This window comes from Marinobacter sp. CHS3-4 (assembly GCF_030053415.1).
In the GTDB taxonomy this organism is placed as follows: Bacteria; Pseudomonadota; Gammaproteobacteria; order Pseudomonadales; family Oleiphilaceae; genus Marinobacter.
The window spans coordinates 634,137-651,453 of record NZ_JASGBJ010000002.1 but is presented as its reverse complement, the minus strand read 5'-3'; the positions used below and the strand labels follow the sequence as shown (position 1 = coordinate 651,453).

Below are 17,317 nucleotides of genomic sequence, written 5' to 3'. Positions count from 1 at the left end.
TGCGAACTAATTTCAGATAAATGATCGGAAACGAACATTGATGGTCGGGCCGATCGAAAGAATAGCGGCCAAAACGCTATAAAGGGAAAACCGGGACGTAATGCAGTCGTGAGTTTGCGTTCTGAATAAACCACAACAAGACGAACGAGGTTGGATATGTTCAACAATAATAAATATCCGAAAACCCTCCTTCTGAGCGCCGCAATCGGCTCGGTGGGTTTGGGGCTCAGTTTTCAGGCCAGCGCAGATCAGTATTCTGACGCTGCCGAGAAATGGGTGAACGATTCTTTCAAGCGGTCGACGCTTTCGAAAGAAGAACAGATGAAAGAGATGGAGTGGTTCATCAAGGCGGCCGAGCAGTTCCGCGGGATGGACATTAACGTTGTCTCTGAAACCATTGCCACCCACGAATACGAGTCCAAAGTACTGGCAGAAGCGTTCAGTGAGATTACCGGTATCAACCTGACTCACACGCTGATTCAGGAAGGCGACGTGATCGAGAAGTTGCAGACTCAGATGCAGTCCGGTCGCAACATCTATGATGGCTGGGTAAACGACTCTGACCTGATTGGTACTCACTTCCGTTACGGTAAGGTCATGCCGGTCGAAGACATCATGAATGGCGAAGGTAAAGATCTGACCTTGCCGACGCTGGACCTTGATGATTTCATCGGCCTGGATTTCACCACCGGCCCTGACGGCAAGCTTTATCAGTTGCCGGACCAGCAGTTTGCCAACCTTTACTGGTTCCGCGCCGACTGGTTCGAGCGTGACGATCTGAAGAAGCAATTTAAGGACATTTACGGCTACGAATTGGGTGTACCCATTAACTGGTCCGCCTATGAAGACATTGCCGAGTTTTTCTCTGAGCACGTGAAGGAAATCGACGGCGAGCGTGTCTATGGCCACATGGACTACGGCAAAAAAGACCCGTCCCTGGGTTGGCGCTTCACCGATGCCTGGTTCTCCATGGCAGGTGCGGGTGACAAAGGGTTGCCGAATGGTTTGCCGGTGGATGAGTGGGGCATCCGTGTGGACGAGTGCCATCCGGTTGGAGCCAGCGTATCCCGCGGTGGTGCAACCAACGGTCCGGCTGCGGTTTATGCCACTACCAAATACGTGAACTGGCTTGAAAAGTATGCGCCGCCAGAAGCTCAGGGCATGACCTTCTCGGAAGCCGGCCCAGTACCTGCGCAAGGCAACATAGCCCAGCAGATTTTCTGGTATACCGCCTTTACTGCCAGCATGATCGAAGATGGGCTGCCCGTTGTAAACGAGGATGGCACGCCAAAATGGCGTATGGCGCCTTCACCCCGTGGACCCTACTGGGAAGAGGGCATGAAACTGGGTTATCAGGACGTGGGTTCCTGGACTTTCATGAAATCCACGCCTGAGAAGCGTCGTCTGGCGGCCTGGTTGTACGCACAGTTCACGGTTTCCAAGACCGTCTCTCTGGAAAAGACCATCGCAGGTCTGACACCGATCCGTGAGTCGGATATCGAGTCCCAGGCCATGACTGAAATGGCGCCCAAGCTGGGTGGTTTGGTTGAATTCTACCGCAGCCCTGCGCGGGTACAGTGGTCACCGACCGGTACCAACGTTCCGGACTATCCGAAGCTGGCGCAGCTGTGGTGGCAGTACATTGCACAGGCTGCCAGCGGTGAGGCAACACCTCAGAAGGCCCTGGATGGTCTCGCAAAGGCCCAGGATCGCGTTATGGAGCGTCTCGAGCGTGCCAACGTACAGGAAACCTGCGGCCCGAAACTGAACGAGCCACGCGATCCTCAGTACTGGCTCGACCAGCCGGGCTCACCGAAGCCTAAACTTGAGAACGAAAAGCCGAAAGGCAAAACCGTTCGCTACGAAGAATTGCTGAAAACGTGGGAAAAAGCTCGAGAGAGCTGATTTTGAAGTAACCCACTTCCAGCGGTTTCTTTGACCTAAACTGCCGTCGCTCCCAGTGTTCCCGGGCGGCGGCAGTTTCTCTTCTTTGTCCTATCTCACGTAAACCGCCAACCTCAACTATGCTTTGAAGACTCCGAGTAACAAAATCAATAAAGCGTGGAGTGTTTGGCGCATGAACAGAATTTCGGTGATCTATCGTCTGTATTTCGGGTTCGGGTTGCTGTGCCTGATTATCGCGGCGTGGGGACTATTCAATGGCAATATGATGACGTCGATTTCTGACGGCACCTCCGAAGTGAAAGACAGAATATTTCCTTTCCAGCGTACAGTTCAGTCTGTTGAGGCTACCACTGGAACCAGCGGCACCGCCGTGGTTTCGCTGGCACGAGTCAAAAGCAACGACGAACTTGAAGGCCGTTATCAGGCGCTTGAAGCCATGCTTGCCGGTCTGCAGACGCAGGTGTCTGAACTCAACAGCAATGCTGGCGGGATCAATCGTCTGGAAGGCTTTAACGAACCCGCCCAACAGTATCTCGATCGTTTGACTGTATTGCAGCAACAGGCCAGTAAGCTGAACGGTCATCAGGCAGAAGTGATCCGGGTCTCGGATTCGGTCAACAAGGATCTGTCTGATTTTCTGGCCAAAGCGTCTGAAATGAAACAGCTGCTGTTGCGTGAGGGCGCTGCTCCGGCGGGCTCTGACATTTACCTCAAAGATCTTCTGATGACCGTCATGGGCAATCTGTCCAATATCGAGTTATTGATCATGCAACTGGTGAGTACGGAGGATGCCGACAAGCTGAAACAGGTGGTCGAGAATCTGCGTTTCAATACGGTGACGGTTGAGCAGGATATAGAAGCCATCATTGCGGAAATTGCGTCGCTGGAAGATCTCAAGCCATTGGCGGCGGATTTTTTCGAGTCGGTGAACAGTGAAACAGGTATTGTCAGCCAGTATTACGATTATCGCAGTAATCTGCTGGCTGTGAATAACACGGTAAGAGAAGTCGAAAGCGGGCTGGAGGCGCTGAACGGACATATCAAGGCAATGGCAGCTGCGGCTGGAGATGCAGCCGTCCAGACCGTCGACAATCTGGATTCGACAGCGCGCCTGTCTGAGGAACTTGTGTATTATCTGGTGCCGTCCATTCTGTTCATTGCCATCGTTATTTCGGTATTGCTGGGCAGGCAGATCAGCGTGCCATTGCGGGCGACCGTCAGTCACCTGTCTGCGATGGCCAGCGGCGATTACAGTCAGAAAATGACATTCCGCGCCAATGGCGAGTTTATCGAACTCAAAGAGTCGGCCAGCAAGCTCGCAGGTGCCATGCGAGAAGTTCTGGGCAGCCTGCAAAAGACTGGAGGCGAAATTACCGGTGTGGCAAGGTCCAACGCTGACCTGTCACAGGACCTGAGCCAGCGAATTCGTGGTCAGACGGACGACCTGAACTCCATTGCCACCGCGATGAATCAGATGGAATCCTCCTGTCATCAAGTGGCTGATGCCGTGAGGGACACGCACCGTTTGGTGGAGTCGGTAAACAACCACGTGGACGAGAGCAAATCGACCGCCAATGCCAACATGGATTGCGTCACAGAGCTGGAAGCGCAGATACAACAAACTGCGGACAAGCTGAAACAGCTTGAAAGTGCCTCCCATGATATTGGCAGGATTACGGAATCCATTGATGAGATTGCCAATCAAACCAATCTGTTGGCACTGAATGCCGCTATCGAATCAGCAAGGGCAGGCGAGGCTGGACGCGGGTTTGCGGTTGTAGCTGATGAAGTTCGAGAGCTGGCGCAAAAAACCACCAAAAGCACCGACACCATACGGGGATTGGTAACAGGGCTGCAGGGCGAGGCATCAGATGCCGTAAGTTCCATGGAGGACAGTTTCCATCGCCTGGAATCGGTGAAATCGCTGATCACGGATGCTTCCAAAGGCGTCGAAACCATCCGCGAAGCAGTCGACCAGATTCGTGACAGCGCCGAGCATGTGCGCACGGGCATGGACGAACAGGAAGATGTCAGTCAGTCAGTTTCCAAAAACGTGACCGAAATCAGCGGATCCTCGTCAGCCAACCTCAAAGAGATCGAGCAGCTGGTCGACACCAGTGATCAGCTCAAACGCTCCATGGCTGATATAGAATCCTTGATCGGTAGGTTCAGAGTTTGATCAATCAGCATTCCTGAACACTGATGGGTTCCTGTAGTATCAGCCCCTGTCGAGACACTTTGAAAGGGTTTGCTGATGCTCGCTCGTCTGGGATTAATGTCTTTTTTGCTGGCATTTGCCTGCCACCTTTCGGCGGAGTGGGTGAGGGTCAGTGGCACTGCAATGACGACCGATATTCAGATGGAATACTGGTCCGATAGCCCAGACGTTGGGGACAGGGCTGGCGACGCCGTGCTGGCCATGTTTAATCGCATTGACCATCAGATGAGTCGCTACCGGGAGGACTCCGAACTGTCCAGGGTAAACCGGCAGGCGGCTGAGGGCCCAGTGGAAGTCAGTTCAGGCCTGTTCAAAGTTCTCGAACAGGCAGTAAGAGTGTCTGAACTCAGTGATGGGGCGTTCGATATCAGTTTTGGTTCGGTGGGCTACTTCTATGATTTTCGCGAGAAGCAGCAGCCCAGTGACGAGCAGCTTGAGGCCGGTCTGCCATCCGTGAATTACCGTTCCATCGTGCTGGATCCAGAGGCAAGGACCGTTCGGTTTCTGCAGCAAGGTGTGCGTCTGGACCTGGGTGGTATTGCCAAGGGCTATGCGGTGGACCAGGGCATCGAGATATTGGAATCCTTTGGCATTCGCCATGCCCGGCTTAGTGCTGGCGGTGACCTGCGCTTGCTGGGGGATAAGCGAGGCAAGCCCTGGATCGTAGGCATTCGCGATCCCCGGTCTGAAAACCGGAACGCACTGGTAATGCCGTTGTCTGACGTGGCCGTATCAACGTCTGGTGACTATGAACGGTTTTTCTTCGATGAGGCTGGAGAACGGGTACATCACATTCTGTCACCGGCAACGGGTAAACCCGTCAAGGGCGTGCAGAGCGTGACGATCCTTGGCAACGATGCACTTACGACCGATGGCCTCTCGACCGCCGTTTTCGTATTGGGATCGATCAAAGGCCTGGCGCTGATCAATCAGCTGGACGGTATCGACGCCGTCATCATTGATGAACAGCGTCAAGTGCATTATTCCGACGGGTTGATGCCGCCGGAGCAGCCCTGAGCTTGCGAAACCCTCGTCAAGCGAGCGGTTCTATGCCGATCAGCCGATCAAGGCTGTCGGCATTGCCGAGCCCGTGACCCGGGAACAGGTTGCCGAATTCCCCAATCTCGTTATTGAGTGCCATGTAGTTGAGAACCACCGTCTGCACCAACTGGTTGACGTTGTTGGCTGCCGGGCTGGAAGCGGTTTCAACCGAGGCGTCGGCCCGCATCCAGCCAATCTGACGGTTACGAACAACCGGTCTGCCACTGGGGTTGTACACCAAGTAAAACGAGGCCGCAGTTTGCTGATTGTCACCGGTCCATTCGCCTTTGCCACGACCGCCCTCGGTGTCATCAATCCGTCCGTTACTGGACACGGAACCGTCGCTGAAGACATATAGCATCAGCGGCGTAGGCGTTCCGCTAATCGACAGACGATGAGCGTACTCGAGGCAAGCGCCCATGCACCGTCCGGCAAGGTAATCCCGGCTTTCGCCAGTGGCTCGTTCGCCGGTGTGGTAGTCGTAGCCGCCCAGCGTTACCGTCCCGGCGCCGGCGTAGCCGTTCTGAACCAGTTTCATGACAGACGCAGTCTTGCGGAATTCCCGCCCCTCGCGGCTGCCGGCGGTGAATTCTGCGGTCGAGAAGATTCCGCTATCGCCCACAATGTGGTCATCTCTGGACGGGTCCAGGTCCTCGGGATTGCCAAAACGTTCCGCCAGGTCAGCGCTTTTCACGTAGCCACAATCGACGCGCTGACGGATGTCATCGTTTGCCTCCGCACCAAAACCGGGGCTGGCGTTGGCCATTTTGCTGACACTGATTTCCCGCATGGATTTCATGACTTCTACTGCGTCGGCCTGGCTCAGGATAGCGGTAAGATCGCCCACGTCGACCAGGCCCGTTACGTCTGAGGGCCGGTCTACCTTGGTGGGGCGAGCCTGGGGATTAATCAGGCTCATTGGCGCCATGGAGTTGCCACCGCTTTCTGAACTCTGGGACCCCACCAGCGATAACAGCTCGCCGTCGGCGCCCGCTTTCAGAATGCCGTACATCGGGTTATGCGGGTTGTTGCCGGTGTCGTTTTCGGATCGCGCCGCAATTATGGAGCCGTCAATGTTGGCGCGCGCCCCAACTGACACCGTGTCCAGCAGGCCGCGCAGAAAGCCGCTGTCGGAGTGGAACTTCAGGCCGAACTCTTCGTTGATAAAGCCCTGACCCGGCAGCATATCGCCGGGCAAGCCGAGCTTGTTGTAGCCAGCCGTGCTCAGGAAATCCTCCTGGCCGCCCGACTTGCCCATCAACACGTTCGAGCCCGCAATGTTGGCTCCGCCCGCGAGGTCAAAGCAGATAAACGGCACTTTGCCAGAACTGGTGGTGCGGATACCGCAATCGTCTTTCAGCTGCTGGCTAAAAGCATTTGCCCGCCTTGGCGCTGCCAGCAGGCTGAATAAGGAGGCGCCAGACACGGCAGCCGTACCCGCCATAAAACCCTGGGAGATGAATTCACGCCGTGTTTTGGGTTTGCCGTGATCCAGGTGCAGAAGCGGTTGTTCAAGTGACACAGCGCGTTTGCGTGGGAGTTTGATCAACATGGTTATCTTCCTTTACTGAATCAGTGTCACGGCGCTGCCCAACACGGCGGCGCAGCTGGCCTTGATGACGGTCTTTGTTCTGCTCGAGTCGCATCCGTCCGGACAGAGGGTTAGCGTATCGATCAATTGATCAAGTTCGCCCTCGACCGAAGCAGTCGTTGGCTGATCGTCAATATTGTCGCCCACCAGCTTCTCAATGAGAGGCGTGATCACATTCGGTCGATTGGTGTCGTTGAATGCAGTCGCAACCTCGGCGTCAAAGTCGACAGCCGGTGAGAAGAATGCCGTTCTGGCCGTCGGGTTTTCCACCAGCGCATCGCAATACTGAAACGCCAGTTGAGTGATGCCCATTTGGTGGGAGGCCAGGAAGCCATTGATATCGGGAACGGTTGGCAACTGCTGCCTGACGGTGTTGTAGGTCTCAGACACACCCTGGTCGGTCACCGGGATGCCAGTCATTTTTGACATGGACGCGTTGATTTCTTCGAAGGTCTTAAGGCCAATCACCGACACGGGGTCGAGGTCTTCCGGCGCCGGCTGTGCGGGCAGGTTGCCTTCGGTGCGCACGTCCTCATTACCGCCCAACTGCTCAAAGGTCAGGAAGAACTCGTCAATGCCCGGCCCTTGCTCCAGGCCGATCACGGTGCCCAGTTCCGAGAGTTGCTGGCCGCTGCCCGCTTCGTAATCCGAGCCGAGGCTGACGTCCAGATTGGCAAACGCCTGGCCGACTACCGGCTCCCGGCCGTTGATGCCGATTCTCATGCCCTTAAGTGGCACATTGGAAGGCGAAGCCTCTTCGTCCAGATCAATGTAGAACGGATTGGAGAACAGGTAGCCAAAACTGTCGAACTGGCTCACCTCGAACACGATGAAGCTCTGATCCATGCCGTCGATCAGATGTGACACGCTGAACAGCAGGAAGAACTTCTGGCCGACGCCGACATCGTAGTTGGCCTGTACCTGCTCAGGCGTCAGGGCCCGGTTGTGGATCGCCACCATGCGCAGGGTACCCTCCCAGGGAGAATTGCCGTCAGTTTCATTGCCGAATACGAGAGCGAAGTTATCTTCCCAGTCGGTCAGCAGGCCGGGCGCGTCCGGGTCAACGTCCCCGGTGGGCTGACCGTTGACGAATATCTGGCGGCCGGTGTCGGGTGAGTAATTGACCACAACGTGCTGCAAAGTAGCCTGCAGTAACATCGGGTTATTCTCGGTGGCAAACGCAGTGTTCTCGTCGCTGGTGGTACTACGGTGAAGGACTTCGTAAAGCTGCTGGTTCTGGCCGAGGGTGAGATTCCTGGCGGTTGAGCTACCGGAGTAGGTGACAATTCGCGCGTCTTCCTGCACCACATTGCCGGGTACCACCCAAGCTTCCAGGCTGTACTCGCCGGATGCGGTCAGCAGGGTATGCAGCTTCCGGCTATCGTCAGTGGAGCCCTGGGCTTTGCCAGCCCGAACCATGCCGCCTTCGCCGTCATCGGTCTCCGGGCCGAATTCCACGCCCCAGCCGCCGACCCAGGCCACGTTGCCAGTCAGGGTCATGTCGAGGGCGGGGGAGACACCGCTGGTATCGAAAGCGGTCTGACCTTCGCCCGTCTTGAATTCGTAAAGTGCAATAACGTTGTCTTCGAAGCGGCCCCCTGAGTTGGCAAGCAGTCCGTCATTCTCGAGATTCAGCGCTTTGCTGGTTACCAGTTCGCCGGAGACGGGTTCTGGTTGGCCGAGTCTGGCGATAAACTCCTGAATGTTTTCGAGCATGGTCGTCGCGGAGTCAGGGCAGCTGTCGCCCCAGCAGTTGTGGTTGTCGTCCCACAGGCGCTGGACCAGTCGCGAGGAAGCGTCGTCCGGCATTATCAGTGGTTCCCCATCTCCGGGTAGATCGTTCAGGTCTATCCGGCTCTTGGCCTGCTCGTACGCCAGGTCGACATCCGCACTGGCGATGTAGGGCGTCTGCCCGTTGCTGCTGTGACACTCGCTGCAATAGGTTGTCAGGGTCGGGTAGATGGTGGCAGCGAAGTCGCTTGAGTCCTCAGGGAAAGCCAGAGTATCACCAACATCCCTGATGTCGGGAGCGCGCAATTCCACGGTTTTTGCAGAGCCTTCGGAACCACCGGCCCAGTTAACAAGGTAGGTGGTCAGAATGTCCGCGCAGGCGGTGGTGCTCGACAGCCAGCAGTTATGTCCACCGGCCACCTTGGTCACCATCTCGGATTGGGACGGGTCGGCCAGATTTACAATGGTATTGGCCTCGCTATAGGCGGTATTGATGTTGTTTTCGTGGACGAACTGCGGTGATTGACCGCCGTCGTTATGGCAGGCACCACATTTGTCTTGCGTTGCGAGGTTGTCCCAGACGCTGCGCTTGAAGTTCAGCACGTCGTTGGTTTCCGGCGCAGGGCCGCTGTAACTCACGGTGGTGTCGTTACCGGAGGTATTGGGCAGCTGTTCTGTCGATTCGCCACCGCAGCCTGCCAGTAGCAGGACAGAGGCCATCAGGGCCAGGAACGCGTGCGAGGTTCGGAATCCGAAAAAATGTGTCATTTTCATAGCCCTCTTACGCTCCTTTGCAGTACGCAGCGGTTTCGGCGAACACGTCTTTCAGGTCGTAGCCATTCTTGAAGACAGTGACAATATTGCTAACGGCGGCTCTGTCGTCGCTGTCTCCGGGTTCACGAAGGCAGACGTTCCGAAATACCTTTTTGACCTGGCACTGTGCAAATGCGTCTGAATTAGCGAATTCCCGCCCCAGACTTTTGGCACCGTTACCAGAGCCCGGCAGACCACTGTCCCAGCCCAGGCGGCGATTGGCGCCCGAGCGCCAGTAGTTATCCCAGCTGTCGTCCGGTGTCAGGTAGCCTTGCTCGAAGGTGGTGCCATTGATGTGGTATTTCGGCATGACCCGGGTGTTGGAAACCTGACTGGTGTCGTTGGTCTCGCCAGCGGCGTTGTAGATCAGGCGACCGGTTTCGATATTGCCGTCGTATTCATAGTCGTAGTAGGCGAAGGCCTGTGCCATGGGGTCCATGCCGGTGTGGCAACCCACGCAGTTATTCAGGAACACCCGGCTGTCGCCGCCGGGGCTGCGAGAGACGTCCTGGCGAATACGGTCTGGTGGCAGGGACACATCGGCCACTTGCTCCAGGTCGTTACACATGTGATTAAGCAGGGTGAAGCGGAACATGGCGCGGTTGGTGCCGGCGCTGAAAAACGCCTGTGCCGCAGCGCGGGTTGTCATGACGCCGGCGGTGGCAGTCGAGGGCAGCTCTCCGCCATTAACCAGTGACTGCTGGGTTTCGACGAGATGGTCCGGGTTGCTCAGGCTCACATCAGACCCGTTGACCCTGGCTTCGAGTTCTTCGTAATGATCGTTGTTGCTGACATTGTAGGGTGACAACCCGAGCGACGAGTCGCCAACGTACACAATGTCGCCGGTTAAAATCTCGCGAAAGTCACGACCGTCCCTGACAATACCAATCACTGTGGCAGTGTAGTCGTTCAGCGGCACGAACGGCGACATGGCCTCGTTGGTCCAGGGAGCGACGAAGTTTTTCAGGGTTACGTCATAAAAAGCAGGATCGTCAAGCGCAAGTTGCGCTGCGCCCACAGCATCGCCGCCGACAATCAGGCTTTCCATATCATTCAAAACCTCCGCACTGGGCGGCACGCCGGCAATCCGATCATGAATCCGTTTTGCCTGCTCTCTCGCACCCGCGTGCACGTCCAAGGCCTGAACACACAGCGTCGCGATTAAAAACGAAGCGGCTAAAGTCCTTAAAACCAGTTGCCTGGTCGTGTGGAAGGCTGTCATGATCGATTTCCTCGATGTAGTAGGCTTTCGCGCATTAACTCGATTTTACAGTTGTCTATACATTAAGCGAGCCGTGCGCATCGCTTTTGAGCAACACACCACGTTATTACATTGCGTTACCTAAAAGCTTTGGAGCGCAGGTGATCACTGGCATTAGGTTAATGAAAGGATTTCACGACCAATTGAAGGGGTTGCTGTCGGTGGCTTCAGATAACGAAAACATCAGGCTTTCCTGTCGCGTTTATTTACAGAATCGATTTGCGATGATTCGACTCGTGTCAGTATTGGGTATCTTCGGCTTGCTTGCCGGTTGCCTGGCCACCAGTGGCAGTGACGCTACTGATCCGGTGGCCGTTGAGAATCCTGTGGTGTTTGTCAAAAGGCCGCTACTGTTTGATGAAGACAACGGCATGCTGATTGGCGACAATCTGGCCGAACCGGCAGCCTTCCGACCCGGCGCCCGCCTGTTTCTGAAAGACCGCGCTTCTCCCAACGCGACAGCCATTGATATTTCTTCCAGCGCGTTTGGCGCAACTGCTCTTTATGACGTCAAGGATCTGAACGTTTCCTTTGACGGTACCCGCGTGCTCTTCGCGATGCGGGCGCCCGAGATTGACGGCGCAGACGAGGAAGATCAGCCAAAATGGAACCTGTGGGAATACGACCTGACTGAAAGCCGCCTGACCCGGTTGATTGATTCCGACGTGACGGCCGAGGCAGGTCAGGATATTGCCCCTGCCTACCTTCCAGACGGCCGCATCGTTTTTGCGTCTACCCGACAAACGCTGTCAAAAGGTATTCTGCTGGATGAAAATCTGGGCAAACCCCAGTTCTCCGGGTTGGATGAAGAGCGCGAGGTGCCAGCCTTTGTTCTGCATGTTCTGGATCCGGAGACACAGAATATCGACCAGATTACCTTCAATCAGAGTCACGATCTGGATCCGCTCGTTCAGGACGACGGCACCATTCTTTTCAGCCGTTGGGATAATGCCGGGCAGACAAGTAACAACGGTTTCAACCTTTACAGGGTTAACCCGGACGGCACTGAATTGACCTACATCTATGGTCGGCATTCCCATGATTCCGTGAGCGGCAATACGGACGTGGAGTATCTGCGCCCCCGGCTCACCGATAGCGGACGAATTCTGACGGCCCTGCGGGCTCTCGAAAGCGACAACTTTGGCGCCATTCCAACCACCGTTGACATCGCCGGGTTTGTGGAAGCCAATCTTGCCGTCGACGGTTCGGCCGGTTCGGGGCAGTCGCCACTCGTGAGTGGTCTCAGCATTGGGGATGGCATTTCCCTCAGCGGTAACTACGGTGCGATCTCGCCCTTGCTTGATGATAGCAACCGCTATCTGGTGAGCTGGAGCCCCTGTCGGCTGCGGTTGATGGGTGGCGACGGTACAATCGTCAACTGCACGAGTGAGCGGATTGCTTCCGGCAACTATGAAGCGGCCGAACCGGTCTATGGTCTGTGGCTTCTGGACGCAGGAAACCAGACTCAGCGACCGATTGAGCGAGCGTCGGAAGGGCAGCAGTTTGATGAGGCGGTGTTGATTCGTGAACGCCCGCTGCCCGATTTTATCCAGGCATTCCAGCCAGGGTTGCAAGAGGCTGGTAACGATCTTCTGGCGGACGACGGATACGGCGTCCTTGAAATCAACAGTGTTTATGACGTTGACGGTGTTGATACGTCGTCTGAGGGCATTTCACAAATGGCAGACCCGGAAGTGGTCTCGCCTGACAACCTCCCGTACCGTTTTTTGCGCCTTGAAAAGCCTGTATCCATCCCTGACGAGACGGTTCGTGACTTCGACAACACCGCCTTCGGTCGCAGTGCCGCCCAGTCCATGCGGGAAATCCTTGGGTATGTTCCCATCGAACCGGATGGATCGGTCAGAGTAGCGGTGCCGGCGAACGTGGCCTTTGCCATCAGCGTTCTCGATGCCGAGGGGCAGCGCGTAGGGCCCCGTCATCAGAATTGGCTGACGGTCCGTCCAGGAGAAAAGATCGCCTGTAATGGGTGTCACAATCCCAGCAGTGACATTTCGCACGGCAGGCCGGATGCGTCACCGGATCCTGTCTACAGCGGCGCGCCATCACCCCAGTTCCTTTTTCCGAACACTCAGCCGGGCCTCGAATCCCAGGAGATGGGCGATACCATGGCGCGAACCTGGGCCTTCAATCCTGCGCCAGAGAGAACGACTCGGCGACCCACACCTGATCTCATCTACGAAGACCAGTGGACCGATCCGGCTTCTGATGCTGAGCAGGGCCAGCCAATTACTCTTTCATACGCCGATTTGGCAACATCAAAGCCCATTTTGCCGTCGTGTGATGAGGATGTGACTCCCGGAGCTGAGTGGACGAACGACTGTCGCATCGTGATCAACTACGAGCAGCACATTCATCCGCTCTGGGGCGTGGATCGGGGGGCAGACACCTGCACTGACTGCCACAATGAGGTCGACGCCGTTGATATGCCGCAGGTGCCGGCGGCCCAGCTGGATCTCTCGGACGGACCTTCAAGTGATGAGCCGGAACACTTCAAAGCTTACCGAGAGCTGTTTTTCCAGGACAACGAGCAAGTTCTTGAGGGCGGCATGGTGGTTGACCGGACCGTCACGGAAATCGTGCTCGATGAGAATGGCGATCCGGAACTGGATCCCAATACCGGCGATCCGTTAACCACGGAGGTGCCGGTTCCATTCCCTGGTAGCCCCTATGTGTCGACCAACGGCGCCCGCGCCAGCAGTGACTTTTTCGATGTCTTTCGTGATGGTGGCGCCCATGCCGGTTACCTGAGCTCGGCAGAACTGAGGTTGTTGTCTGAATGGCTCGACATCGGCGGTCAGTATTACAACAATCCCTTTGATGCTCCGGCGGACTGATTGGACCTTTTGAAACGACCCATGCTTCGATTCGCTCTCTGTCTGATGATTCTCTGTTTCTCTCTTGGCGCCTCAGCTGACTGGCTGTGGGGCTCGGACGAGCAGCCTCAGCCCAGAGTGAAAGTGGTCAAGCCGTTCATCGAGTGGCGCACCGGGCCGGCGTCCGGATACCCGGTCTTCCACGCCAGTGAAAAAGGGGAGTGGTTGACTCTGTTGAAACGCAAAACCGCCTGGCTGAAAGTCAATGATGAAAAAGGCCGTGAAGGTTGGGTTCATGTAGAGGATGTGCTTGAAACGGTGGATGCCACCGGTGAGAAGGTGGTTCTGAATGAACCCCGGTTTGATGATTTTGGCAGCCGTCGCTGGGAAATGGGGTTGCTGATGGGCCAATTTGAGGAGGCGGCATCGACCGCCATCTATGGCGGTTACCAGATGACTGAGAACCTCTCTGCGGAACTCTGGGCCACGCAAATTCTGGGCAGCGCCTCCGAGATTCAGATGTACAACGTCAATATCGTTCACCAGCCTTTTCCGGATTGGCAACTATCGCCTTTCATGACACTTGGCGCAGGGCATATTTTTATTGAACCTAAATCTACCCTGGCTGTGCCGGAGGATCGGGATAACAGCATTGGGCATGCCGGGCTGGGCGTGCGCGCTTACGTGACGGATAACTACTTTATTCGGGCTGAGGTGAAGGACTACAAGATCTTCACCAGCCGGGCCACCAACGAAGAAGCATTGGAATGGAAAATCGGACTAAGCATATTTTTTTGACGCGCCTGTCGCTGGCAAGCCTTGTCATGTTCAGTGGCCTTACAGCCGCTCAGGAGGACGAGCGCCCGCTGATCGAGCCTGATGTACAGCCGCAGAAAGTGGACGAGGCCCTGATCGACACCGAAAATTTCGAAATCGGGGCGTTTGTCGGCATATTGAATATCGAAGATTTCGAGTCTTCGTTTTTGTGGGGTGGAAAGCTGACCTATCACCTGAGTGAGAGAGTGTTTTTCGAGGCCAACGTGGGTTTTGCCGAAGGCGGCGAAACCAGCTTCGAGAAGCTGGCGGGCAATGTTCAGGTGTTGTCCGACGACGACCGCGATTACCGTTATTACAACGTCAACATTGGTTTCAATCTGCTGCCCGGCGAAGCCTTCCTGACGGAAGACTATGCATTCAACACGAACTTTTATCTGGTGGGCGGTGCGGGCGCCACTGAGTTTGGAGGCGACACCCGTTTTACGGCCAACGCAGGCGTTGGCTACCAGGTGCTGTTGACCGACAGCCTTGCTGTCCAGTTTGTGGTGCGTGAGCACCTTTATCGTATCGATGTGCTGGGGGAGGAAAAAACCTCCATGAACACGGAAGTGAGCACCGGCCTATCTGTCTTTTTCTGATCGTTTGTGAGTGAGCAACAGGAGTTTTCCATGAATAACGTGATGCTTCGATTGGTACTGTCCCTCAGCCTGGTGTTCGGCACGGCGTGGATTCACGCCAAGGAAATGAATGAACCGGCGCCGGATTTCACCCTCAAGAGCAGGCAGGGAGAGAACCTGCGGCTGGAAGATTTTCGCGGCCAGGTGGTCATGCTGAACTTCTGGGCCTCCTGGTGTGGCCCCTGTCGTCAGGAAATGCCGCTGATGGACGACATCTACGAGCAATACAAAGACCTCGGCTTTACCGTGCTGGCCGTCAACGTGGATGAAAACCGCGAGGAAGCCCACCGCTTTCTGGACAAGGTGCCCGTGTCTTACCCGATTCTGTACGACCCTGAGAGCCAGGTCAGCGAGCAGTACAACGTTCAGGCCATGCCTACCACGGTGATGATTGATCGCAACGGTAATGCTCGCTTCCTTCATCACGGTTATAAGCCCGGCTATGAAGACGAATATGAAAAACAGATCCGTCAGCTGGTGCGCGAATAATCCCGGCAACGGTTCAGGAGAACGGCGATGATGAACGCTCTGAAAAAGCTGCTGCCGGCATTGGGTATTGCGCTTGTGCTATCGGTTACTTCCGGCTGCAGTGACATCAAACCCTGGGTGAAACCCTATGAGCGGGACAAGCTGGCAGACCCGGTGATGAGCCTGAGCCGTCATGGCAAGGCGGATTCTTATATGCATCACGTCTATCAGGCGCGGGAATCGTCCCGCGGGTCGGAAGGCGGTTCCGGAGGTGGGTGTGGTTGTAACTGAGCGACTGGCCTCCGGCCTGATTCGTTTCGGGATCGCGGTCCTTTCCGGCTGGTTGCTGAGCACCAGTCTGCTGGCGGCGACTTTGCCCGTCGATAAGGTGGACATGCTGTACCACCGATATGAAGGCGGGGGCATGGTCATTGATGGCCCTTCCGTGCTGGTCCGCAAAAGTGTCGGCCCGCAGGTATCGGTATCCGGCCAGTACTATGTGGATCAGGTATCTGCCGCGTCGGTCGATGTATTGGCAACGGCCAGTGAATACGAAGAAGAACGCACCGAGTACACCGCCGGTATCGACTATCTCTATGAGAAATCCATTCTCAGCCTGGGTTTTACCCAGAGCACCGAAAACGATTACGAAGCCAATACCGTGTATTTTTCCGTCAGCCAGGAGTTCTTCGGTGGTATGTCCACGCTCACTTTAGGCTATGCCAATGGCTGGGATGAAGTCAGAGAGCGGGGAAACGAAACCTTTGAGGCAGAGGCTGATCGTCGGAACTATCAACTGGGGCTGAGCCAGGTACTGACCACTAACAGCCTGGTCGGTTTCGATCTGGAGGTGGTCACAGACGAGGGGTTTTTGCAGAATCCTTATCGGCAAAACCGATACATTGACCCGAACAATTCCAACAATTTTCTGTACCAGCCAGAGCGGTATCCGGAAACCCGCACCAGCTACTCCCTGGCCGTTCGCGCACTCTATTATTTACCGTATCGGGCATCGGTTCGTGCTGAATACCGTTTTTTCAGTGACACCTGGGGCATCGATTCGCACACCTACGAGCTGGCCTACGTTCACGCGCTGAATCCCCGCTGGAGTCTGGAAGGTAAGGCCCGTTTCTACGATCAGGATCAGGCGGATTTTTACAGCGATCTGTACGCCTTTGAAAACTCCCAGACCCATCTCGCCCGCGATAAGGAAATGAGTTCTTTCTCCGGCATTACGCTGGGCGGTGGTGTGGTTTACGAGTGGAAGCAGACCTCACTGCCGGGCATCGATCGCCTGCAGGCAAGCCTGTTGGTGGACTGGCTGGATTTCGAATACGACAACTTTCGGGATGTCACCGCGCCGGGCAATTTCGCTCCTGGTGAAGAACCACTTTACGCCTTCGATGCTTTTGTGACCCGGGCATCGCTGATCCTTGAATACTGACTGGTTGGGACAACGGACTATGATGACCCATCGATTTTCCCTGATATTGAGCGCCCTTTTGTTACTGGGCTCTTCAACCGTGTTTGCGCAAGATTCCAACGATGGTGATGAAGGCTCCGTTGCACTGAGCGTGGAAGAGTTGAAAAAACAGGTGATACGACTGAACCGGGACCTGTTCATCCTGGAGGAGGATCTACTCTTTCCGGCCAGTACACAGTTTGCCGTGTTCCTGAGCCTGGACACGGGTGAATTTCTGAAGCTCGATGCGGTAAAGCTGAAGCTGGATGACGACACTGTGGCGTCCCATCTTTATACCGAACGCCAGGTGAAAGCGCTGCAGCGTGGCGGTATGCAGAGGCTCTATATGGGCAATCTGAAGACCGGCAGCCACCAGGTCACCGTGTTTGTAGAGGGTATTGGCCCCGACAATCGAGCCTACAAGCAGGCGGCCACGCTGGAATTCGAAAAAGGCACCGGTACCGCAGCGTTGGAAATCCGGATTCGCGATCGTTCCTCGGATTACCAGCCGGAAGTCGCCATTGTTGAGTGGGAGTAGC

13 protein-coding genes are annotated in these 17,317 nt (G+C 55.8%); 10 read left to right on the top strand and 3 right to left on the bottom strand.

The features are described from left to right. Positions 1–156: 156 nt before the first annotated feature. The 3 genes from QLQ17_RS10945 (at position 157) to QLQ17_RS10935 (ending at position 5,140) form a co-directional block, all read left to right on the top strand. On the top strand, positions 157–1,905 hold the full coding sequence (locus QLQ17_RS10945) for an ABC transporter substrate-binding protein (RefSeq protein WP_283209615.1): 1,749 nt from the start codon (positions 157–159) through the stop codon (positions 1,903–1,905). 172 nt (positions 1,906–2,077) lie between these two features. After that, positions 2,078–4,084 (top strand): methyl-accepting chemotaxis protein, encoded by a 2,007-nt coding sequence (locus QLQ17_RS10940; RefSeq protein ID WP_283209614.1) that lies wholly within the window; start codon positions 2,078–2,080, stop codon positions 4,082–4,084. Positions 4,085–4,159: 75 nt separating this feature from the next. Further along, complete coding sequence (locus tag QLQ17_RS10935) at positions 4,160–5,140, top strand: FAD:protein FMN transferase (protein ID WP_283209613.1); 981 nt, start codon at positions 4,160–4,162, stop codon at positions 5,138–5,140. 16 nt (positions 5,141–5,156) lie between these two features. Here QLQ17_RS10935 and QLQ17_RS10930 read toward each other — a convergent pair whose 3' ends face one another. From QLQ17_RS10930 to QLQ17_RS10920, 3 genes are read right to left on the bottom strand one after another with little or no spacing between them, the layout of a single operon-like run. After that, positions 5,157–6,716 carry a general secretion pathway protein GspF gene (locus QLQ17_RS10930; RefSeq protein ID WP_283209612.1) on the bottom strand — a complete coding sequence of 520 codons (1,560 nt, stop codon included), beginning with the start codon at positions 6,714–6,716 and terminating at the stop codon, positions 5,157–5,159. A 12-nt stretch (positions 6,717–6,728) separates the two neighbouring features. Beyond that, positions 6,729–9,260, bottom strand: coding sequence for a LamG domain-containing protein (locus tag QLQ17_RS10925; protein WP_283209611.1), 2,532 nt, complete (start codon positions 9,258–9,260; stop codon positions 6,729–6,731). A gap of 7 nt (positions 9,261–9,267) precedes the next feature. After that, positions 9,268–10,521: a hypothetical protein gene (locus QLQ17_RS10920; protein ID WP_283209610.1), complete on the bottom strand. Its 1,254-nt coding sequence runs from the start codon at positions 10,519–10,521 to the stop codon at positions 9,268–9,270. Positions 10,522–10,682: 161 nt separating this feature from the next. Here QLQ17_RS10920 and QLQ17_RS10915 point away from each other — a divergent pair, with 161 nt between their 5' ends. From QLQ17_RS10915 to QLQ17_RS10885, 7 genes are read left to right on the top strand one after another with little or no spacing between them, the layout of a single operon-like run. Continuing rightward, complete coding sequence (locus QLQ17_RS10915; protein ID WP_283209609.1) at positions 10,683–13,415, top strand: HzsA-related protein; 2,733 nt, start codon at positions 10,683–10,685, stop codon at positions 13,413–13,415. A gap of 21 nt (positions 13,416–13,436) precedes the next feature. Further along, positions 13,437–14,192 carry an SH3 domain-containing protein gene (locus tag QLQ17_RS10910; protein WP_283209608.1) on the top strand — a complete coding sequence of 252 codons (756 nt, stop codon included), beginning with the start codon at positions 13,437–13,439 and terminating at the stop codon, positions 14,190–14,192. After that, entirely contained in the window at positions 14,162–14,809 is a 648-nt protein-coding gene (locus QLQ17_RS10905; RefSeq protein ID WP_283209607.1) for an outer membrane beta-barrel domain-containing protein, read from the top strand. Before QLQ17_RS10910 ends, QLQ17_RS10905 begins: the two co-directional genes overlap by 31 nt. Before the next feature lie 42 nt (positions 14,810–14,851). Next, positions 14,852–15,337, top strand: coding sequence for a TlpA family protein disulfide reductase (locus QLQ17_RS10900; protein WP_283210155.1), 486 nt, complete (start codon positions 14,852–14,854; stop codon positions 15,335–15,337). A gap of 27 nt (positions 15,338–15,364) precedes the next feature. After that, entirely contained in the window at positions 15,365–15,607 is a 243-nt protein-coding gene (locus tag QLQ17_RS10895; protein ID WP_283209606.1) for a DUF4266 domain-containing protein, read from the top strand. Then, positions 15,594–16,760, top strand: coding sequence for a DUF3570 domain-containing protein (locus QLQ17_RS10890; RefSeq protein ID WP_283209605.1), 1,167 nt, complete (start codon positions 15,594–15,596; stop codon positions 16,758–16,760). Before QLQ17_RS10895 ends, QLQ17_RS10890 begins: the two co-directional genes overlap by 14 nt. A 19-nt stretch (positions 16,761–16,779) precedes the next feature. After that, complete coding sequence (locus QLQ17_RS10885) at positions 16,780–17,316, top strand: AraC family transcriptional regulator (protein ID WP_283209604.1); 537 nt, start codon at positions 16,780–16,782, stop codon at positions 17,314–17,316. Position 17,317 lies beyond the last annotated feature (1 nt).